Source organism: Streptococcus oralis (assembly GCF_023109155.1).
Taxonomy (GTDB): Bacteria; Bacillota; Bacilli; order Lactobacillales; family Streptococcaceae; genus Streptococcus; species Streptococcus oralis_BZ.
On record NZ_JALDUA010000001.1, the window covers coordinates 605,639 to 625,184 of the forward strand.

21 protein-coding genes and 2 riboswitches are annotated in these 19,546 nt (G+C 42.5%); of the genes, 16 read left to right on the plus strand and 5 right to left on the minus strand.

What is annotated here, in order from left to right:
* The first annotated feature begins 156 nt into the window (after nucleotides 1–156).
* The 7 genes from typA (at nucleotide 157) to pyrE (ending at nucleotide 7,562) form a co-directional block, all read left to right on the plus strand.
* Complete coding sequence (typA, locus tag M1F63_RS02985; RefSeq protein ID WP_000164119.1) at nucleotides 157–1,998, plus strand: translational GTPase TypA; 1,842 nt, start codon at nucleotides 157–159, stop codon at nucleotides 1,996–1,998.
* Nucleotides 1,999–2,017: 19 nt separating this feature from the next.
* Nucleotides 2,018–2,272 carry a DUF3165 family protein gene (locus M1F63_RS02990; protein WP_000262661.1) on the plus strand — a complete coding sequence of 85 codons (255 nt, stop codon included), beginning with the start codon at nucleotides 2,018–2,020 and terminating at the stop codon, nucleotides 2,270–2,272.
* A 117-nt stretch (nucleotides 2,273–2,389) separates the two neighbouring features.
* Nucleotides 2,390–3,742, plus strand: a complete 1,353-nt coding sequence (murD, locus tag M1F63_RS02995) for a UDP-N-acetylmuramoyl-L-alanine--D-glutamate ligase (protein ID WP_247940679.1) — start codon at nucleotides 2,390–2,392, stop codon at nucleotides 3,740–3,742.
* A gap of 1 nt (nucleotide 3,743) precedes the next feature.
* Nucleotides 3,744–4,802 (plus strand): UDP-N-acetylglucosamine--N-acetylmuramyl-(pentapeptide) pyrophosphoryl-undecaprenol N-acetylglucosamine transferase, encoded by a 1,059-nt coding sequence (locus tag M1F63_RS03000; RefSeq protein ID WP_049504702.1) that lies wholly within the window; start codon nucleotides 3,744–3,746, stop codon nucleotides 4,800–4,802.
* 9 nt (nucleotides 4,803–4,811) lie between these two features.
* Complete coding sequence (locus M1F63_RS03005) at nucleotides 4,812–5,966, plus strand: cell division protein FtsQ/DivIB (protein ID WP_049504704.1); 1,155 nt, start codon at nucleotides 4,812–4,814, stop codon at nucleotides 5,964–5,966.
* A gap of 229 nt (nucleotides 5,967–6,195) precedes the next feature.
* A complete protein-coding gene (gene pyrF / locus M1F63_RS03010) occupies nucleotides 6,196–6,891 on the plus strand; it encodes an orotidine-5'-phosphate decarboxylase (protein ID WP_049504706.1) in 696 nt (231 codons plus the stop codon).
* 38 nt (nucleotides 6,892–6,929) lie between these two features.
* A complete protein-coding gene (pyrE, locus tag M1F63_RS03015) occupies nucleotides 6,930–7,562 on the plus strand; it encodes an orotate phosphoribosyltransferase (RefSeq protein WP_000170888.1) in 633 nt (210 codons plus the stop codon).
* Nucleotides 7,563–7,618: 56 nt separating this feature from the next.
* Here pyrE and M1F63_RS03020 read toward each other — a convergent pair whose 3' ends face one another.
* Genes M1F63_RS03020 through M1F63_RS03035 form a run of 4 tightly spaced genes read right to left on the minus strand, consistent with a single transcriptional unit; the run spans nucleotide 7,619 to nucleotide 10,573 of the window.
* On the minus strand, nucleotides 7,619–8,485 hold the full coding sequence (locus M1F63_RS03020) for a cysteine ABC transporter substrate-binding protein (protein WP_247940680.1): 867 nt from the start codon (nucleotides 8,483–8,485) through the stop codon (nucleotides 7,619–7,621).
* Between the two features lie 11 nt (nucleotides 8,486–8,496).
* Entirely contained in the window at nucleotides 8,497–9,255 is a 759-nt protein-coding gene (locus tag M1F63_RS03025; RefSeq protein WP_070569078.1) for an amino acid ABC transporter ATP-binding protein, read from the minus strand.
* Nucleotides 9,256–9,933: an amino acid ABC transporter permease gene (locus M1F63_RS03030; RefSeq protein ID WP_033629423.1), complete on the minus strand. Its 678-nt coding sequence runs from the start codon at nucleotides 9,931–9,933 to the stop codon at nucleotides 9,256–9,258.
* Nucleotides 9,893–10,573 carry an amino acid ABC transporter permease gene (locus tag M1F63_RS03035; protein WP_247940681.1) on the minus strand — a complete coding sequence of 227 codons (681 nt, stop codon included), beginning with the start codon at nucleotides 10,571–10,573 and terminating at the stop codon, nucleotides 9,893–9,895. Before M1F63_RS03035 ends, M1F63_RS03030 begins: the two co-directional genes overlap by 41 nt.
* Nucleotides 10,574–10,782: 209 nt before the next feature.
* Between M1F63_RS03035 and lctO the strand changes: the two genes are divergently transcribed.
* From lctO to thiE, 9 genes are all read left to right on the plus strand, one after another.
* Complete coding sequence (gene lctO / locus M1F63_RS03040; protein ID WP_247940682.1) at nucleotides 10,783–11,919, plus strand: L-lactate oxidase; 1,137 nt, start codon at nucleotides 10,783–10,785, stop codon at nucleotides 11,917–11,919.
* A 148-nt stretch (nucleotides 11,920–12,067) separates the two neighbouring features.
* Nucleotides 12,068–12,156: riboswitch (TPP riboswitch) on the plus strand.
* Between the two features lie 218 nt (nucleotides 12,157–12,374).
* Nucleotides 12,375–13,043 (plus strand): TenA family protein, encoded by a 669-nt coding sequence (locus tag M1F63_RS03045; protein WP_247940683.1) that lies wholly within the window; start codon nucleotides 12,375–12,377, stop codon nucleotides 13,041–13,043.
* Nucleotides 13,044–13,166: 123 nt separating this feature from the next.
* A riboswitch (TPP riboswitch) is annotated at nucleotides 13,167–13,255 on the plus strand.
* A gap of 158 nt (nucleotides 13,256–13,413) precedes the next feature.
* A complete protein-coding gene (locus M1F63_RS03050) occupies nucleotides 13,414–13,974 on the plus strand; it encodes an ECF transporter S component (RefSeq protein WP_247940684.1) in 561 nt (186 codons plus the stop codon).
* The gene (locus tag M1F63_RS03055; protein ID WP_247940685.1) at nucleotides 13,975–15,360 is read left to right on the plus strand and encodes an ATP-binding cassette domain-containing protein; all 1,386 of its coding nucleotides are present in this window, start codon (nucleotides 13,975–13,977) and stop codon (nucleotides 15,358–15,360) included.
* 1 nt (nucleotide 15,361) lies between these two features.
* A complete protein-coding gene (locus tag M1F63_RS03060) occupies nucleotides 15,362–16,012 on the plus strand; it encodes an energy-coupling factor transporter transmembrane component T (RefSeq protein ID WP_247940686.1) in 651 nt (216 codons plus the stop codon).
* 10 nt (nucleotides 16,013–16,022) lie between these two features.
* On the plus strand, nucleotides 16,023–16,703 hold the full coding sequence (gene tenA / locus M1F63_RS03065) for a thiaminase II (RefSeq protein ID WP_000397185.1): 681 nt from the start codon (nucleotides 16,023–16,025) through the stop codon (nucleotides 16,701–16,703).
* A gap of 15 nt (nucleotides 16,704–16,718) precedes the next feature.
* On the plus strand, nucleotides 16,719–17,243 hold the full coding sequence (thiW, locus tag M1F63_RS03070) for an energy coupling factor transporter S component ThiW (RefSeq protein ID WP_001244055.1): 525 nt from the start codon (nucleotides 16,719–16,721) through the stop codon (nucleotides 17,241–17,243).
* Nucleotides 17,243–18,046, plus strand: a complete 804-nt coding sequence (gene thiM / locus M1F63_RS03075) for a hydroxyethylthiazole kinase (RefSeq protein WP_247940687.1) — start codon at nucleotides 17,243–17,245, stop codon at nucleotides 18,044–18,046. The genes thiW and thiM overlap by 1 nt, the downstream gene beginning before the upstream one ends.
* Nucleotides 18,039–18,671 (plus strand): thiamine phosphate synthase, encoded by a 633-nt coding sequence (thiE, locus tag M1F63_RS03080; RefSeq protein WP_247940688.1) that lies wholly within the window; start codon nucleotides 18,039–18,041, stop codon nucleotides 18,669–18,671. Before thiM ends, thiE begins: the two co-directional genes overlap by 8 nt.
* 47 nt (nucleotides 18,672–18,718) lie before the next feature.
* Here thiE and thiD read toward each other — a convergent pair whose 3' ends face one another.
* Nucleotides 18,719–19,510, minus strand: coding sequence for a bifunctional hydroxymethylpyrimidine kinase/phosphomethylpyrimidine kinase (gene thiD, locus M1F63_RS03085; protein WP_125389053.1), 792 nt, complete (start codon nucleotides 19,508–19,510; stop codon nucleotides 18,719–18,721).
* Between the last annotated feature and the right edge of the window lie 36 nt (nucleotides 19,511–19,546).

Below are 19,546 nucleotides of genomic sequence, written 5' to 3' on the forward strand. Positions count from 1 at the left end.
CAGCTTATCATATCATAAGTCTCTGACTTTGAAAAGAGTTGCCTTGACTAGAAAAGCAGAGTGAAAACATTTACACTTAGCTGAACTGTGATTTTTGAATGAGACTGTGGTATAATTGTTCAGTTAGAAATAAAAATTTAAATATTAGAGGAAATCATGACAAAATTAAGAGAAGATATCCGTAACATTGCGATTATCGCCCACGTTGACCACGGGAAAACAACCCTCGTTGACGAATTGTTGAAACAATCAGAAACGCTTGATGCACGTACTGAATTGGCAGAGCGCGCTATGGACTCAAACGATATCGAAAAAGAGCGTGGAATTACAATTCTTGCCAAAAATACTGCTGTAGCATACAATGGCACACGCATCAACATCATGGACACACCAGGACACGCGGACTTCGGTGGAGAAGTTGAGCGTATCATGAAAATGGTTGATGGTGTTGTCTTAGTCGTAGATGCCTACGAAGGAACCATGCCACAGACTCGTTTCGTATTAAAAAAAGCCTTGGAACAAGACCTTGTCCCAATCGTGGTTGTTAACAAAATCGACAAACCATCAGCTCGTCCAGCAGAAGTAGTAGACGAAGTGTTGGAGCTCTTCATTGAGCTTGGTGCAGACGATGACCAGCTTGATTTCCCAGTGGTGTATGCTTCAGCTATCAACGGGACTTCTTCATTGTCAGATGATCCAGCTGATCAAGAAAAAACAATGGCACCAATCTTTGATACCATTATCGACCATATCCCTGCTCCAGTGGACAACTCAGATGAACCTTTGCAGTTCCAAGTCTCACTTTTGGACTACAATGACTTCGTAGGTCGTATCGGTATCGGTCGTGTCTTCCGTGGTAGTGTGAAAGTTGGGGACCAAGTTACCCTTTCTAAACTAGATGGTACAACGAAGAACTTCCGTGTTACAAAACTTTTCGGTTTCTTTGGTTTGGAACGTCGTGAAATCCAAGAAGCAAAAGCAGGTGACTTGATTGCCGTTTCAGGTATGGAAGATATCTTTGTTGGTGAGACGATTACACCGACAGATGCAGTTGAGCCTCTTCCAATCCTTCACATCGATGAGCCAACGCTTCAAATGACCTTCTTGGTAAACAACTCACCATTTGCTGGTAAAGAAGGTAAATGGGTGACTTCTCGTAAGGTAGAAGAACGCTTGCAAGCAGAATTGCAAACAGACGTTTCCCTTCGTGTTGACCCAACGGACTCACCAGATAAATGGACTGTTTCAGGACGTGGAGAATTGCACTTGTCAATCCTGATCGAAACCATGCGCCGTGAGGGGTATGAACTTCAAGTGTCTCGTCCAGAGGTTATTGTAAAAGAAATTGACGGTGTTAAATGTGAACCATTTGAACGTGTTCAAATCGATACTCCAGAAGAATACCAAGGTTCTGTTATCCAAAGCCTTTCTGAACGTAAGGGTGAAATGTTGGATATGATTTCAACTGGTAATGGTCAAACTCGTTTGGTCTTCCTTGTTCCAGCGCGTGGTTTGATTGGATACTCAACTGAGTTCTTGTCAATGACTCGTGGTTACGGTATCATGAACCATACCTTTGACCAATACTTGCCATTGATTCCAGGAGAAATTGGTGGACGTCACCGTGGTGCTCTTGTTTCTATTGATGCTGGTAAGGCTACAACATACTCAATCATGTCTATCGAAGAACGTGGTACAATCTTTGTCAACCCAGGTACTGAGGTTTACGAAGGAATGATCATCGGTGAAAACTCTCGTGAAAACGACTTGACTGTTAATATCACCAAGGCCAAACAAATGACCAACGTTCGTTCAGCTACTAAGGACCAAACAGCGGTTATCAAGACACCTCGTATCTTGACCCTTGAAGAGTCTCTTGAGTTCTTGAATGACGATGAGTACATGGAAGTAACGCCTGAGTCTATCCGTTTGCGTAAGCAAATCCTCAACAAGGCAGAGCGCGAGAAAGCCAACAAAAAGAAAAAATCAGCTGAATAAGAGCTAGAAAGAGATAAAGATGGTCTATTTAATCATAGGGATACTCTTATTACTACTCTATGTATTTGCGACACCCCAAAGTATCAAAGGAACAGTCAACATCGTTATCTTGGTCTTTGTAGTTGTTGCTCTCTTGATTTTGCTGATGTTGTCCATCTTGCAAATCTTCCAATTACCGACAGAATTCTTTGTCACAATCGCCATGCTGGCTCTAGCCTACTTTAGCTTGAGAGACATCACGCTCATGCCAGTAAAAAAGAGCAGAAGAAGATAAATAGAAAGAGAGCTATGGCTCTCTTTTTCGATGTCAGAATGAGGACTAGAGCATTTTCGTTTAGTATTATTTCCATAAAAATGGTAAAATAGTAGGAGTAGAAATGGAGTTTGAGACATGAAAGTAATCGATCAATTTAAAAATAAGAAAGTTCTTGTTTTAGGTTTGGCTAAGTCTGGTGAGTCTGCGGCCCGTTTGCTAGACAAGCTAGGTGCTATTGTGACAGTAAATGACGGCAAGCCTTTTGAGGAAAATCCTGCTGCTCAAAGCTTGCTGGAAGATGGGATCAAGGTTGTCACTGGTGGGCATCCTTTGGAGCTCTTGGATGAAGATTTCGCTCTGATGGTGAAAAATCCAGGTATCCCGTATAGCAATCCCATGATTGAAAAAGCATTGGCAAAGGGGATTCCAGTCTTGACTGAGGTGGAATTGGCTTATTTAATTTCGGAAGCGCCAATTATCGGTATCACTGGTTCAAATGGGAAAACAACCACAACGACGATGATTGGGGAAGTTTTAACTGCTGCTGGTCAACGCGGTCTCTTGTCAGGGAACATCGGCTATCCTGCTAGTCAAGTGGCTCAAACTGCGACAGCCAAGGACACGCTCGTCATGGAACTTTCTTCTTTTCAACTGATGGGTGTCCAAGAATTCCATCCTGAGATTGCGGTTATTACCAACCTCATGCCAACTCATATCGACTATCATGGTTCTTTTGAGGAGTATGTGGCAGCTAAGTGGAATATCCAGAACAAGATGACAGCAGCTGATTTCCTTGTCTTGAACTTTAACCAAGATTTGGCAAAAGAATTGTCTACCAAAACACAAGCTACCGTTGTACCATTTTCAACATTGGGAAAGGTTGATGGAGCTTATCTGGATGATGGTCAACTCTGCTTCCGTGGCGAAGTGGTCATGGCAGCTAGTGAAATCGGTGTTCCAGGTAGCCACAATGTAGAAAATGCCCTTGCGACCATTGCTGTAGCCAAGCTCCGTGGTGTGGATAATCAAACCATCAAGGAAACTCTTTCATCCTTTGGAGGTGTCAAACACCGTCTCCAATTTGTGGATGAAATTCAGGGTGTCAAATTCTATAACGATAGCAAATCAACCAATATCTTAGCGACTCAAAAAGCCTTGTCAGGATTTGACAACAGTAAGGTTATCTTAATTGCAGGTGGTTTGGACCGTGGAAATGAGTTTGACGAATTGGTGCCAGATATCACAGGCCTCAAACAGATGGTTATCCTCGGTCAATCTGCAGAACGTGTCAAACGGGCAGCGGATAAGGCTGGTGTGGCTTATGTAGATGCGACAGATATTGCTGATGCGACCCGCAAGGCTTATGAGCTCGCGACTCAAGGAGATGTTGTTCTCCTCAGTCCTGCCAATGCTAGCTGGGATATGTATGCTAACTTTGAAGCACGTGGCGACCTCTTTATCGACACAGTTGCGGAGTTAAAGGAATAATATGAAAAAAATTGTCTTTACAGGTGGGGGGACGGTTGGACACGTCACCCTCAACCTTTTGTTAATGCCCAAGTTCATAGAAGATGGCTGGGAAGTCCACTATATCGGGGACAAGCGTGGGATCGAACACCAAGAAATCCTCAAGTCAGGTCTGGATGTGACCTTCCATTCCATAGCGACAGGGAAATTGCGTCGTTACTTCTCCTGGCAAAACATGCTAGATGTCTTTAAAGTTGCCTGGGGTATCGTCCAATCTCTCTTTATCATGTTACGACTGCGTCCACAGGCTCTTTTTTCTAAGGGAGGATTTGTCTCTGTACCGCCGGTTATAGCAGCGCGAGTGTCAGGAGTGCCTGTCTTTATTCATGAATCTGACCTTTCTATGGGCTTGGCCAATAAAATCGCCTATAAATTTGCGACCAAGATGTATTCGACATTTGAGCAGGCTGCTGGTCTCGCAAAAGTCGAGCATGTGGGAGCAGTGACAAAGGTTTCAGATCAAAACACTCCTGAACCAGATGAATTGGTGGATATCCAAACCCACTTTGATCCTAAATTGCCAACGGTATTGTTTGTTGGTGGTTCTGCAGGAGCTCGTGTCTTTAACCAATTGGTGACAGATTATAAGCAAGAACTGACAGAGCGCTACAATATTATCAATTTCACTGGAGATTCTAGCCTCAATGAGTTGAGTCAAAATCTCTTTCGTGTTGATTATGTGACGGATCTCTATCAACCTTTGATGGAGATGGCAGATGTGGTGGTAACGCGTGGTGGTGCCAATACGATTTTCGAACTCTTGGCCATGGCGAAACTCCATCTCATCGTACCATTGGGTCGTGAAGCAAGTCGAGGAGACCAGATTGAAAATGCTGCCTATTTTGTTAAGAAAGGCTACGCAGAAGAACTTCAAGAAAGTGACTTGACCTTGGAAAGCTTGGAGGCGAAACTCAGTCACTTGCTTAGTCACAAGGATCAATACCAAGCTAGCATGAAAGCTTCGACTGAATTGAAATCTCTTGCAGATTTTTACGATCTACTAAGAAAAGACCTAGCATAAGGAATATCAATGTCAAAGGATAAGAAAAAAGAATCAAACCAGAAGCAAGAATTGTCTGAATGGCAGAAACGAAACCAGGAATACCTGAAGAAGAAGGCTGAGGAAGAAGCTGCCCTTGCTGAAGAGAAGGAAAAGGAAAAACAAGCTCGTAAGGAAGCCAACTCGAAACTATTGGAGGAATCCAAGAAATCATCGAGTGAGTCAGATGAGGAAGCCTCAAGTCCAAGCAAGGAACTATCCGAAAAAGAAGAAAAATCTCAAAAGGATGACCGGAAAGTCAAAGAGGGAAAAGAGAAGAAGAAAAAAGAAAAACCAGAGAAACCAGCCAAACCTAAAATTGCGCCTGTTCATATTTGGCGAGCTGTGAGTATCTTGGTACCCAGTGTCCTGGTCCTCCTTCTTTCAGTCTATCTATTGACTCCACTTTCGACCATCAAAAATATCGAGGTTAAGGGGAATAGTAACACCCAGGCGGATGACATCAAACAGGCTTCTGGGATTCAAGATAGCGACTATACTTTAGCTCTATTGTTGGATAAGGAAACATACGCTGAGCGAATCAAGTCCAATCATTGGATAGAATCAGCGAAGATTAACTATCAATTTCCGACTAACTTTACGATTGAGGTTAAGGAATTTGATATTGTTGGTTATTATGTGTCTGGTGAAGAGTATTATCCAATTCTTTCTAGTGGTACAGTAGAGTCAACTCCTGTTGATCGCTTAAACTTGCCTGAGACTTATCTGACAGTTACCTTTAACGATGAGCAGCAGGTGAAAAAGCTGATAACAGGATTGTCTACCATCAGTGAGGATATCAAGAGTCAAATCCAGAAAATCGAATTAGCGCCGAGCAAGGCAACAGCAGATCTTTTAAAAATTACCATGCTGGATACAGATGAGATTTTGGTTCCCCTATCAGAATTGAGCAAGAAATTGCCTTATTACAGCAAAATCAAGCCACAATTGTCTGAACCGAGTGTAGTCGATATGGAGGCTGGAGCATACAGCTATACCATAGCGGATAAGCTGATAGAAGAAGCAGAAGAAAAAGCCAAGCAAGAGGCTAAGGAAGCTGAGAAGAAAAAACAGGAAGAAGAAAAGAAAAAACAAGAAGAACAGGGAAATCAAAGTCAAACGAGCCAGCAGTCACAGAGTCGTTAGACTAACTTTTTCTCTTGATTTTTGAATGGTATAGAAGTCCAGTTTCAAGTTTTTGCTTGACAAGTCCTACTATAAATAATAGAATAGAAAAAAACCTTTAAAGCAGTCCAGAGAGGCAGCTAAGGTTAGACGGTGAAAGGGTGGACTCTACCCATTTTTCGTGGAACCTTGCTGTTGGCAGGTTCCTTTTTTCATGCTCTCTAGCTTACAAAGGTAAAAGGAGAAAGGTATGCGTGAACATCGTCCAGTTATTGCTCTTGATCTTCCTAGTTTTGAGGCAGTCAAGGAATTTTTATCTCTTTTCCCAGCAGAAGAAAGTCTTTATTTAAAAGTGGGGATGGAGCTTTATTATGCGGAAGGTCCGGAAGTTGTCCGTTATTTGAAGTCACTGGGGCATAGTGTCTTTTTGGACCTCAAGCTACATGACATTCCCAATACAGTTAGATCGGCTATGAAGGTCTTATCTCAGCTTGGTGTAGACATGACCAATGTTCATGCTGCAGGTGGTGTGGAGATGATGAAGGCTGCGCGTGAAGGTCTTGGAAAAGAAGCAAAATTGATTGCTGTCACTCAATTGACTTCAACTTCTGAAGAACAAATGAGAGACTTTCAAAATATCCAAACCAGCCTGCAAGAGTCTGTGATTCACTATGCCAAGAAGACAGCTGAAGCGGGCTTGGACGGTGTGGTTTGTTCAGCTCAGGAAGTGCAACTCATCAAGCAGTCCACCAATCCAGATTTTATCTGTCTGACACCGGGAATTCGTCCGGCGGGAACTGCCGTAGGAGACCAAAAACGTGTCATGACGCCAGCGGATGCTTATCAAATCGGTAGTGACTATATCGTAGTAGGACGTCCTATTACCCAAGCTGAGGATCCTGTTGTAGCTTATCATGCTATCAAGAATGAATGGAACCAAGACTGAAATTAAAGAAATAGATTATAAAAACAAAGGAGAATACTATGACACTTGCTAAAGATATCGCTAGCCACCTCTTGAAAATCCAAGCCGTTTACCTCAAACCAGAGGAACCTTTCACTTGGGCATCTGGTATCAAATCGCCGATTTATACTGACAACCGTGTGACGTTAGCCTATCCAGAGACTCGTAGCTTGATTGAAAATGGTTTTGTGGAAGCTATTAAAGCTGAATTTCCAGAAGTAGAAGTGATTGCAGGAACTGCGACAGCAGGAATTCCACACGGAGCTATTATCGCTGACAAGATGAACTTGCCTTTTGCCTACATCCGCAGCAAACCAAAAGACCACGGAGCTGGTAACCAAATCGAAGGTCGCGTAGCTCAGGGGCAAAAGATGGTTGTTGTTGAAGACCTCATTTCAACTGGTGGGTCTGTTCTTGAAGCCGTAGCAGCTGCTAAACGCGAAGGAGCCGATGTTCTTGGTGTCGTAGCGATTTTCAGTTATCAATTGCCAAAAGCAGATAAGAACTTTGCGGATGCTGGTGTCAAATTGGTGACACTATCTAACTATAGCGAGCTCATCCACTTAGCCCAAGAAGAAGGTTACATCACACCAGAAGGGCTCGACCTCCTAAAACGCTTTAAAGAAGACCAAGAAAATTGGCAAAATGCTTAAAACATAGAAAATCAGGTAGTCACTAGGATTACCTGATTTTTTATTTTTGGAAAGTATTAGTCGACTTTTCCACCTTCAACAACTAGATCATCTGCTTTAGCAGCGTCACCGTAGGTTGGGTGAAGTGTTTTTTCATAAGCTTTGTGGAAGAAGTTTTCTTTACCTAATTTTTCAATTTCTTGGTTGATGTAGTCAAGAAGTTCTTGATTACCCTTTTGAACTGCTGGCGCAATAGTATCTGGGTCACCGAGGGAAGAAATTCCTACTTCAAATCCTTTATTTTCGAGAGCCCAAGCTAGGACTTCCGTATTGTCAGTAGAGAAGGCATCTCCACGTCCGTCAAGAAGGGCTTGGTAAGAGTCACTGTATTGGTCGTATTTTTGGAGTTTTACTTCTGGGTGATTTTTTTCAAAGTAAGTTTCAGCAGTCGTTCCTTTTGTGACAATCAAGGTTTTGCCTTCTAATTCTTTAACGTCTTTGATGACTTTATCTTTTGGAGACACGACACCGAGAGAAACTTTCATGTAAGGAAGGGCAAAGTCAACTTGTTTCTTTCTTTCGTCAGTAACTGTGAAGTTGGCAAGTGTGATATCCACCTTGTTTGAAATCAAGTATTCCGCACGGTTGGCAGCATCAACAGAGACGTATTTAACCTTTACACTAAGGTCTTGTGCCAGTTGGTTCCCGAGTTCAATATCGTAGCCTTGGTAAGAACCGTCGTTGTCAACATAGCCAAATGGTTTTTTGTCTCCAAATACCGCGATTCGAAGCTCACCGCTTTTTTTGATTTCGTCGATAGTGCGGGCCTTGGCGGTTGTTTTTCCTGATGAAGCATCAGAACTTCCACCTGAGCTACAAGCTGTGACAAAGATAAGCGCAAAGGCTAGGGCAAAAACAGTTAGAATTGGTTTGAGTAGTTTCATAAAAATCTCCTTTATAGATATGAGCCGAACTGGCTAAAGTCAAAGACGTTTAAAAATTCCTGTGCTCGTTTGGTTTGTGGATTGGTAAAGAAGTCTTGAGCCGTTCCTTCTTCAGCGATTTTCCCTTGGTCGAGGAAGATAATACGATCTGCAATAGCTTGGGCAAACTGCATTTCGTGGGTTACCAGAATCATGGTGCGCCCTTCTTGAGCCAAGTCATTGATGAGTTCCAGAACTTCACGCACCATTTCGGGATCCAGTGAAGCCGTCACTTCGTCAAAGAGGATAATTTCTGGATGCATAAGAAGGGCACGGACAATCGCCACTCGTTGTTTCTGTCCACCAGATAATTGGCGAGCAAAACTGTCTTTTTTATCAAGCAAACCCACACGTTCCAGTAGTTGCAAAGCTTCCGCCGTTACTTCTTTCTTGTCTCGTCCCTGAGCTTTGATAGGGCCTAATATGAGGTTTTGAAGGACATCTAGGTGAGGAAAGAGTTCATAACTTTGAAAGACCATGCCAATCTTTTGACGAACCAGGTGAAAGTTTTTCTGATTGCCAGCAATAGACTGGCCATCCAGAAGAATATCTCCACCTTGTATGGTTTCTAAGCCATTGAGGCAACGAAGGAGAGTGCTTTTTCCGCAACCAGATGGCCCTAGAATGACGACGACTTCCCCCTTTTTGATATCTAGAGAAAGGCCTTGGAGGATGGGATTGTCTCCAAAGGATTTTTTTAAGTCCTTGATTTCTAAAATAGTTTCAGACATTTAGTTCCTCCAATGTTTTTCTAAGTGAGTGGATAGTTTGGAAATAGGAAAACAGACTGCGAAATACAGGACCAGAATGGTTCCATAAATCCAAAAGGAAGCGGTTGGGATGGTCAAGCGATTGCTATCGATGATTTGTTGCCCAACCTTGGTCACTTCCACAACCCCAATCAAGACAACTAAGGAAGTCGTTTTGATCATCCGAGTGACAAGGTTGATGGCTTGTGGTAGTAGTCTTCTCAAGACCTGTGGAATGATAATGTGATAGTAAAGTTGCAAGTTAGTTAAGCCCAGAGCCTGTCCGCTTTCAAACTGATGTTTAGGGAGAGAAGTGATTGCCCCACGAACCAAGTCCCCCATTTCAGCTGTTCCCCAGAGAGTAAAAACGATAATGGCCGAAGTCTCGCCTGAGATGTTGATATTAAAGTTTCGAGCTAAGCCGAAATAAACGATGAAAAGTAGTACCAGCTGGGGCATGATACGGATAAATTCCAGATAAAAGCGTGTTAAAAAACGAATAACTCTAGAATGGGAGGTCATGATGATTCCCATGACTGTTCCGAAAATCATTGATAGAAGGACGGAGAGAATGGAAATTCCAATCGTGACACCCAGCCCTTGTAAGATTCGCAGGAGATTATTTCCCTGAAAGAGTACTTGCATTCCCGAATCCTGCATGGCGGAGCCTCCTTTCTATCCAGCTAAAGACTAGAGAGATGGGTAACAGCATGATCAGGTAAGCAACTGCCAACATGGCCAGTGCAATGTCTGTCTCATAATAGAGTCCAATCAAGTCCTTGGCGACGTACATGAGATCGGCTAAGGCTACTGCAGAGAAAACAGAGGTTTCCTTGATGAGGAAAATGACATTGGCACTAAAGGACGGTAGGGCTACCGCAGTCGCTTGCGGAAGAACCACATAGCGAAAGACCTGTACAGGCGTTAGACCAATGGCTAGACCAATCTCGTGCTGGGTTTGACTGACTGCTTCCAGTCCGCTTCTGAAAGATTCAGCCATGTAGGAGCCACCTAAAAAGATGAGCCCAACTGTTGCACAGACTTCTGAAGAAAGAACAATCCCTATTCGGGGAAGCCCGAAGTAGAGGAAGAAGAGCTGAATCAAAAGGGGCGTGTTTCGTGACAATTCGATGTAGGCTGTTGCTAACTGTGAAAAGATAGGAACGCGATAATGACGAATGACACTAACGATTAGACCTACAAGAAAAGAACCCAAAATTCCCCAAACTGCGATATGTAAGGTCAGAAAGAATGCCTTTTGATAGAGTGGTAAATATTGTTCAACAATGGACCAATCCAAAATAGAACCTCCCATCTAGGAATAATATAGCTATTGTAGCACTAAAGGACATGTTTGGATAATATGAATTTTTTATCACAATGATAGAAAATATTTATCATGTCTGTGATTTGAAATTTCCAGACAAAATTTTTGAAAGGATTCTGAAAAAGAGGTAAGATAGTTTATGTAAGTTAAAGTAAACGCTTACTTAATAAGGAGGACACTTTATGTCATATAAAACAAGCAATGCAGAAGGACCTGTAGATTTTATTAACACTTATGATTTGGAGCCAATGGCGCAACAAGTCATTCCTAAAGCTGCCTTTGGTTATATCGCTAGTGGAGCAGAGGATACTTTCACTTTACGCGAGAACATCCGTGCCTTTAACCACAAACTGATCGTTCCTCATACGCTTTGTGATGTTGAAAATCCAAGTACAGAGATTGAATTTGCAGGTGAAAAATTATCTTCACCAATTATTATGGCGCCTGTTGCGGCTCATAAATTGGCAAATGAGCAGGGGGAAGTAGCTACTGCGCGTGGTGTGCATGAATTTGGTTCTCTTTATACAACCAGCTCTTACTCTACTGTCGACCTTCCAGAAATTACGGAAGCTCTTCAAGGGACACCTCATTGGTTCCAATTTTACTTTAGTAAGGATGATGGCATTAATCGCCATATCATGGACCGTGTGAAGGCTGAAGGCTACAAAGCGATTGTCTTGACGGCGGATGCAACTGTAGGGGGCAATCGTGAGGTCGATAAGCGCAATGGTTTTGTCTTCCCAGTTGGCATGCCGATTGTTGAGGAATACCTGCCAGAAGGTGCTGGAAAATCAATGGACTTTGTTTACAAGTCAGCCAAACAACGCTTGTCTCCACGCGATGTCGAATTTATCGCTACATACTCAGGTCTTCCTGTGTATGTAAAGGGGCCACAATGCCGTGAAGACGTTGAACGTTCGCTTGCCGCAGGTGCTTCTGGTATCTGGGTAACCAACCACGGTGGCCGCCAAATCGACGGTGGACCAGCATCCTTTGACTCGCTTCAAGAAGTGGCTGAAGCAGTTGATAAACGTGTGCCAATTGTCTTTGACTCTGGTGTTCGTCGCGGTCAACACGTCTTTAAAGCCTTGGCTTCAGGAGCAGACTTGGTAGCTATTGGTCGCCCTGTGATCTATGGTTTGGCTCTCGGTGGTAGTGTTGGTGTGCGTCAAGTCTTTGAACACTTGAATGCAGAATTGAGGACAGTTATGCAGCTATCTGGAACTCAGACTATTGAAGATGTCAAACACTTCAAACTCCGTCACAACCCATACAACCCAACCTTCCCCGTTGACCCTCGTGACTTAAAATTGTATTGATAAAGAAGACGGCCTCCACCTGATGTGGAGGTTTTTCTTTGTGTATAGAAAGAATAAATCGTTATCAGAAACTATATAAATATATTTTCCAGTCAAAGTTCTTGCTAGGGCTTTCAAATTCTGTTATACTGGTCCAGTAATAAAATAATAAAGACATTTGGGGTGCTTTAGGCTGAGATGATACCCATTGAACCTGATACAGTTAAGACTGGCGAAGGGAAATGTGAAAAGGTTTTTTTCGTATGTTGAAGGAAACTGTCTAATCTTGTAAGGTAAACTCTAATTCTCGTTTGTAATTGGAGTTTTTTTGTTTATCAAAAGAGGATAGGCTTGTTTAGGTAGCTCACTGCAAATGCCCTCGATGTTCTTTAAAAGTATCAAGTGGAATTACGATTTTGCTTGGTATCTCTTGGTGTTTTATTAATTACTAAGGAGTAAAGAGAGGAGAAGTAAATATGGAAACACAAGACTATGCATTTCAGCCAGGTTTGACCGTTGGAGAATTATTAAAAAGCAGTCAGAAGGATTGGCAGGCTGCAATCAATCATCGTTTTGTTAAGGAACTTTTTGCGGGGACAATTGAGAATAAGGTCTTAAAAGACTACCTGATTCAAGATTATCATTTCTTTGATGCCTTCTTATCCATGCTGGGTGCCTGTGTAGCTCACGCAGACCAGCTTGAATCCAAACTTCGTTTTGCTAAGCAACTAGGCTTTCTTGAAGCAGATGAAGATGGTTATTTCCAAAAGGCTTTCAAAGAGTTAAAGATAGCAGAGAATGACTATCTAGAAGTGAACTTGCACCCTGTAACAAAAGCGTTTCAGGAGCTAATGTATTCTGCTGTGGCTTCATCAGACTATGCTCATCTTTTGGTCATGCTGGTCATTGCAGAAGGTCTTTATTTAGACTGGGGTTCTAAAGATTTGGTTCTACCTGAAGCCTATATTCATTTAGAATGGGTTAATCTCCACAGAGGTCCTTTCTTTGCAGAGTGGGTTCAATTTCTAGTTGATGAACTTAATCGTGTCGGGAAAAATCGAGAAGATTTGACAGAACTTCAGGAACGCTGGAATCAAGCAGTTGCTTTGGAATTAGCTTTTTTTGATATTGGTTATGAATTATAGGACAGATTCAATACTTTTATGTAGATCAAAAGAATGAACAAACAAACTATATAAATATATTTTCCAGTCAAAGTTCTTGCTAGGGCTTTCAAATTCTGTTATACTGGTCCAGTAATTAAATAATAAAGACATTTGGGGTGCTTTAGGCTGAGATGATACCCATTGAACCTGATACAGTTAATACTGGCGAAGGGAAATGTGAAAAGGTTTTTTTCGTATGTCGAAAAGAACTGTCTAATCTTGTAAGCTAAACTCTAATTCTCGTTTGTAATTGGAGTTTTTTTGTTTATCAAAAGAGGATAAGTTTGACGGTAAGCTTTTTGGTATCTCTCCTTGAATGCCCCACTTTTCTTTAAAAAAGGAGTTTTTTATGTTGAAAAAATGGCAGTTAAAAGATGTTATCTTGCTTGCTTTCTTGTCTATCTTTTTTGGTGGCGTTTTTGTGGGTTCAGGCTATCTGTTTGATATTCTCACCCTAATCTTGGCCCCTCTTGGTTTGCAGGCCTTTGCCAATGAAATCCTCTTTGGTCTCTGGTGTATGGCTGCGCCCATTGCTGCCATCTTTGTTCCAAGAGTCGGAAGTGCAACGATTGGAGAAGTGCTTGCTGCGCTTGCTGAAGTTCTTTATGGTAGCCAATTCGGCCTAGGCGCCCTATTGTCTGGCTTGGTTCAAGGCTTGGGAAGTGAATTTGGTTTTCTCGTAACCAAGAATCGCTATGAAAGTTGGCTCTCTCTAACTGCCAATAGTATTGGGATTACGCTTGTTAGCTTTGTCTATGAATACATTAAGTTAGGTTACTACGCCTTTTCTCTTCCTTTTGTCCTTTCCTTGCTTTTGGTGCGTTTTATTTCAGTCTTTTTCTTCTGTACCATCTTGGTTCGTGCCATTGTCAAACTCTACCATCAGTTTGCAGCTGGAGGAAAGGCGTAGATGGGGCTGGAATTAAGAGGGATTCAGTCACCAATCTTTTCGGAACCGATTGATTTTACTTTTCATGAGCAAGCTTTTACCTTGTTAGTTGGGAGCAGTGGTTCAGGAAAATCCAGTCTCTTTCAAATGATTGCCCAAGTCAGTTCTCTTCCCTATAGCGGTCAAGTCTTGATAGATGGGAGTGAGGTCAGTCAGCTTTCTATCGTCGAACGTGCCCAGACAGTTGGCATTCTCTTTCAAAATCCCAATCACCAATTTACCATGGAGAACTTGTTTGAGGAGCTGATTTTTACCTTGGAGAATATCGGGCATCCCGTTCAGGAAATTGATTCTAAAATAGCAGAGGTGGTCCAGAAATGTCGCTGTGAGAAAATCTTGCACCGTCCCATTCATCACCTATCAGGTGGAGAAAATCAAAAGGCTGCGCTAGCTGTTCTCTTTGCCATGAATCCTAGGGTCTATCTCTTGGATGAGCCCTTCGCTTCTATTGATAGAAAGAGTAGGCTGGAAATCTTGGAGATTCTAAAGGAGTTAGCCTCTAATGGGAAGACAGTTATTTTGTGCGACCATGATTTATCAGACTATGAAGCCTATATCAACCATATGGTGGAGTTAAGAGACGGACAGCTAAGGGAAATAAATAAAATCCCAACCTCTGAGATGAAACAGGTTTCTTCAAAAGAAGTTGCCTCTAGTCCAGAATTATTCCATATGGACCGTGTGACCTGTGAGCTGGGGAATCGCCCCCTCTTTTCGCTTGCGGATTTCACATTTTACCAAGGGATTTCCTGTATCCTGGGTGACAATGGTGTCGGGAAATCAACCCTCTTTCGCTCCATTCTTCAATTTCAAAAGTATAAGGGGCGCATTACTTGGAAGGGGAAAGTCCTGAAAAAGCAAAAGAGTTTGTACCGTGACCTAACGGGTGTTGTTCAGGAAGCTGAGAAGCAGTTTATCCGAGTCAGTCTGAGAGAAGAACTGCAATTAGACGGACCTGATTCTGAAAGAAATCAGCGGATTCTCCAATCATTACAATTTTTTAATTTGGATCAGGCACTCGATAAGAGTCCTTATCAATTAAGTGGTGGCCAGCAAAAGATTCTTCAGCTATTGACCATCTTGACCAGCAAGGTTTCTGTGATCTTGCTAGATGAACCATTTGCTGGTTTGGATGATAGAGCCTGCGACTACTTTTGTCAGTGGATGTTGGAGGAGAGAAATCAAGGAAGAAGTTTTTTGATCATTAGCCATCGTTTAGATCCCTTGATTTCTGTGGTCGATTATTGGATTGAGATGACTAGTGAGGGGCTCAGTCATCTCCAAGGCGTGATCATCAGCAAACCTCACAGTTTTCTGAGTAGCAATGCTCTAGGGGAGGTGAGGTAGTATGATCAAAGTCGCAACCCAGACACCGATACTCAGTCTCTTCTTTCTAATTTTATCCTTGGAAACATCTTTCCTTCCTTCGATTGCTCTTAATCTTTCAGTAGTCGCATTTTGCATCCTCTTTATGCTCTATTATCGTCGATTTAAAATGTTGGCTTGGATGATTGTGCTCGCCATTTTGCCATCTTTGGCTAATTACTGGGCAATTCAGTTACATGGGGATGCTTCGCAGGCAGTGATACTTGGGACGAGGGCTTTTGTGACGGTTTGTATCGGCCTTGTCTTTGTTTCCAGTATTTCTCTAAAAGAGCTTCTCTTGTACTTGGCTCAAAAGGGGTTATCGCGTTCTTGGGCCTATGCCTTAATTGTAGTATTCAATTCCTTTCCCCTTATTCAGCAGGAGATCAAGTCCCTCAAAGAAGCTTGCTTATTGCGTGGTCAAGAACTGCATGTTTGGTCTCCCCTGATTTACAGTAAGGTTCTGATGACGGTTTTTAGGTGGCGCCATCTTTACCTGAGAGCTTTGTCTGCACATGGATATGATGAGCATGCACAGTTGGAGAATCGCTATCGGACTTTTTATATTTCTAAAAAAACAAAATTAATCTACCTGCTGTTCTTTTTATTGCTTCAAACCAGTTTATTTCTATAAAGGAGTTATTATGGAATTTACAGATATTGCGATGGAATTATCCAAGGAAGCTTGGCAGGCTTCTTTTCATCATCCCTTTATTTTACAATTACAAGAGGGAAATTTAGAACCTTCTATTTTCCGCTATTATTTAATTCAGGATGCTTATTACCTGAAGTCTTTTTCAGAAGCCTATCACCTCTTGGCTGATAAGACTTCAAACGAGGAAATGAAAAGACTCTTGAAACAAAATGCTCAGAGTCTAGTGGAGGGTGAGTTGTTTATCCGCCAACAATTTTTCAAGGAATTGGAAATCAGCGATCAGGAAATGGAGCAACATCCAATCGCTCCCACCTGCTATCATTACATTTCTCACATTTATCGGCAATTTGCAGAGCCAAACTTGGGCATTGCTTTTGCAAGTTTGCTGCCTTGTCCTTGGTTATACCATGATTTGGGCAAGGCACTTAATCGCAAACCATCCCCGAATCCTCTTTATCAACAGTGGATTGAAACCTATATCACCGATGAATTAGAGCAGCAGATCAGAGAGGAGGGAGAGCTGGTCAATCAACTCTATCGCGAAAGTGATGAGACAGACAAGAAAAAAATGTTAGATGCCTTCCACATCAGTGTTCACATGGAAGCCAAGTTTTGGGAGATGGCTTACCAACACCAAACATGGACGAGTGATTTGCAGTCCTTAGAATAAGAGAAGAAATAGAAAATGAGAAACCACCAACTACAAGTTCACAAATTAACCATTTTATCCATGATGATTGCCCTTGACGTAGTTCTTACGCCCATCTTTCGAATTGAAGGGATGGCACCGATGTCCAGTGTAGTCAACATTCTTGCAGGAATCTTGATGGGGCCTGTTTATGCCTTGGTCATGGCTACAGTCACAGCCTTTATCCGTATGTCTACTCAAGGTATTCCGCCCTTGGCCCTCACAGGAGCTACTTTTGGAGCCCTCCTTGCAGGTCTCTTTTATAAGTACGGTCGAAAATTTCATTATTCTGCCCTAGGAGAAATCTTGGGAACAGGGATTATCGGTTCTATTGTTTCCTATCCTGTCATGGTTCTCTTTACGGGATCTGCGGCCAAGCTCAGCTGGTTTATCTACACTCCTCGATTTTTCGGAGCAACCTTGATCGGTACAGCCATAGCTTTTCTTGCCTTTCGATTTTTAATCAAGCAGGAATTCTTTAAAAAAGTACAAGGATATTTCTTTGGTGAAAGGATAGACTGATGCAGGAATTTACAAATCCCTTTCCTCTAACCTCCAGCTCCTTAATTCACTGCATCACCAATGAGATTTCCTGCGAGATGCTGGCCAATGGCATTTTGTCTCTGGGATGCAAACCTGTCATGGCAGATGATTCCCGTGAGGTTCTTGATTTTACTAAGCAAAGTCAAGCTCTCTTCATCAATTTGGGGCATTTGTCAGCTGAGAAGGAGAAAGCAATCCGTATGGCAGCTACTTATGCAAACCAAGCTTGTCTCCCAATGGTAGTAGATGCGGTTGGCCTAGCAGCATCTCCCATTCGAAAGACCTTAGTCAGAGATCTTTTAGAATACAAGCCCACAGTCCTTAAAGGAAATATGTCAGAAATCCGAAGTCTTGTTGGTTTAAAGCACCACGGAGTTGGAGTTGATGCTAGTGCTAAAGATCAAGAAACTGAGGAACTGCTTCAAGTCTTGAAAGACTGGTGTCAGCTTTATCCTGGTATGTCATTCTTAGTCACGGGACCCAAGGACCTCATCGTTTCAGAGAATCAAGTTGCTGTATTGGGAAATGGCTGTGACGAATTGGACTGGATAACAGGGACAGGAGACTTGGTTGGAGCCTTGACAGCCGTTTTTCTAAGCCAAGGAAAGACCGCCTTTGAAGCTTCGTGCTTAGCGGTTTCTTATCTCAATATCGCTGCTGAGAGAATACTTGTTCAAGGAATGGGATTGGAAGGTTTTCGTTACCAAGTTCTCAATCAACTCTCTCTCCTAAAAAGAGATGAAAACTGGCTAAAAGCCATCAAAGGAGACTTTTATGAATAGAGAAGCATTTAGACTGTATCTAGTAACCAATCGCTACCAAGATTCCTTGGAAAGCTTTCTTGAAAAAGTTGAGACGGCCTGCCGTTCAGGTGTTACCATCATTCAATTACGAGAAAAAAATCTCACCACCAACCAATACTATCAGCTGGCAAAACAAGTCAAGGAAATAACAGACGCCTATCAGGTGCCCTTGATTATCGATGATCGGTTGGATATCTGTCTTGCAGTCGATGCTGCAGGTTTGCATATTGGCGACGATGAACTACCAGTTTCGGTTGCCCGCCAAGTATTGGGTCCTGAAAAAATCCTCGGTGTCACTGCTAAAACAGTAAAAAGAGCTCTTGAAGCAGAAACATCGGGTGCAGATTACTTGGGGACAGGAGCTATTTTCCCGACAATTACCAAAGAAAATGCACCTATCACCCTGATTTCAACCTTGAAAACCATTTGCCAAACGGTCGCCATTCCAGTAGTTGCTATCGGAGGATTGACGTCAGAGAATATTGACCAACTTGCTGAAACTGGTATAGCAGGGGTAGCCGTTGTCCGTGATTTGATGCAGGCAGAAGATATAGAAGCAAAAACGCAAGCTTTTTTAACAAAGCTAGATGACATTATTTCCTAATCAAAAACTCTCTAATTCCCTTATAGTGGGAACTAGAGAGTTTTTTCTTAATCTTTAAAGCTTGTATGGTTGACTGGACCAGAACCATGACCGAGTTGAGGGGCGTCTTGGATGGCTTTTGTGATAAAGGCCTTGGCCTTATCCACTGCCTGATAAAGACTTCTGCCCTTGGCAAGTTCAGCCGTAATCACTGCAGCAAAAGTACATCCAGTACCATGGGTGTGACAGGTTTGAATTCGAGGACTTTCCCAGACAAATTGCTCCTCCTTGGTAAAGAGGAAATCCTTGGCACCACCTTCAAGATGGCCACCTTTGATAACAACGGACTGAGGACCAAATTCTCTTATAATCAGGCGACCGGCACGTTGCATTTCTTCTGGATTATGAATTGAGAAACCAACAATTTCTTCTGCCTCAGGAAGATTGGGTGTAATAATAGTCGCAAGGGGAAGCAGGTTTGTTTTTAGGTAGCTTCTCGCACTAGTATCTATCAGGGTATCACCGCTTGTTGCGACCATAACAGGGTCCAGCACGTAGGGGCAGTCCAGTTTTTTAAGATAGGGTTGGATAATCTCCATGATTTCAGTAGTTGCCAACATACCAGTTTTTACAGCCTGGGGCTTGATATCCGAAAAGACACTTTCCAATTGAGCTTCCAGCATTTGGTTGGAGACGTGCTCGATTAATTGAACGCCTCTGGTATTTTGAGCGACAAGACTTGTCACAACAGCCATTCCATAGACATCTCTAGCTTGGAATGACTTTAAATCAGCCATAATGCCAGCACCACCACTAGGGTCAGTTCCTGCAATGGTCAAAGCAACGGGTAAATAAGTCATCTAAAACCTCCCAACCAACTGAAGTTTGTATTCTTA

Bases quoted from the DNA above. Each gene is read 5' to 3' on its own strand.
- pyrF (WP_049504706.1), top strand. From the start codon at position 6,196: ATGCGTGAACATCGTCCAGTTATTGCTCTTGATCTTCCTAGTTTTGAG.
- murD (WP_247940679.1), top strand. From the start codon at position 2,390: ATGAAAGTAATCGATCAATTTAAAAATAAGAAAGTTCTTGTTTTAGGT.
- lctO (WP_247940682.1), top strand. From the start codon at position 10,783: ATGTCATATAAAACAAGCAATGCAGAAGGACCTGTAGATTTTATTAAC.
- M1F63_RS03050 (WP_247940684.1), top strand. From the start codon at position 13,414: ATGTTGAAAAAATGGCAGTTAAAAGATGTTATCTTGCTTGCTTTCTTG.
- M1F63_RS03055 (WP_247940685.1), top strand. From the start codon at position 13,975: ATGGGGCTGGAATTAAGAGGGATTCAGTCACCAATCTTTTCGGAACCG.
- M1F63_RS03005 (WP_049504704.1), top strand. From the start codon at position 4,812: ATGTCAAAGGATAAGAAAAAAGAATCAAACCAGAAGCAAGAATTGTCT.
- M1F63_RS02990 (WP_000262661.1), top strand. From the start codon at position 2,018: ATGGTCTATTTAATCATAGGGATACTCTTATTACTACTCTATGTATTT.
- M1F63_RS03000 (WP_049504702.1), top strand. From the start codon at position 3,744: ATGAAAAAAATTGTCTTTACAGGTGGGGGGACGGTTGGACACGTCACC.
- M1F63_RS03060 (WP_247940686.1), top strand. From the start codon at position 15,362: ATGATCAAAGTCGCAACCCAGACACCGATACTCAGTCTCTTCTTTCTA.
- thiD (WP_125389053.1), bottom strand. From the start codon at position 19,510: ATGACTTATTTACCCGTTGCTTTGACCATTGCAGGAACTGACCCTAGT.
- M1F63_RS03025 (WP_070569078.1), bottom strand. From the start codon at position 9,255: ATGTCTGAAACTATTTTAGAAATCAAGGACTTAAAAAAATCCTTTGGA.
- thiW (WP_001244055.1), top strand. From the start codon at position 16,719: ATGAGAAACCACCAACTACAAGTTCACAAATTAACCATTTTATCCATG.
- tenA (WP_000397185.1), top strand. From the start codon at position 16,023: ATGGAATTTACAGATATTGCGATGGAATTATCCAAGGAAGCTTGGCAG.
- thiE (WP_247940688.1), top strand. From the start codon at position 18,039: ATGAATAGAGAAGCATTTAGACTGTATCTAGTAACCAATCGCTACCAA.
- M1F63_RS03020 (WP_247940680.1), bottom strand. From the start codon at position 8,485: ATGAAACTACTCAAACCAATTCTAACTGTTTTTGCCCTAGCCTTTGCG.
- M1F63_RS03045 (WP_247940683.1), top strand. From the start codon at position 12,375: ATGGAAACACAAGACTATGCATTTCAGCCAGGTTTGACCGTTGGAGAA.
- thiM (WP_247940687.1), top strand. From the start codon at position 17,243: ATGCAGGAATTTACAAATCCCTTTCCTCTAACCTCCAGCTCCTTAATT.
- M1F63_RS03030 (WP_033629423.1), bottom strand. From the start codon at position 9,933: ATGCAGGATTCGGGAATGCAAGTACTCTTTCAGGGAAATAATCTCCTG.
- pyrE (WP_000170888.1), top strand. From the start codon at position 6,930: ATGACACTTGCTAAAGATATCGCTAGCCACCTCTTGAAAATCCAAGCC.
- typA (WP_000164119.1), top strand. From the start codon at position 157: ATGACAAAATTAAGAGAAGATATCCGTAACATTGCGATTATCGCCCAC.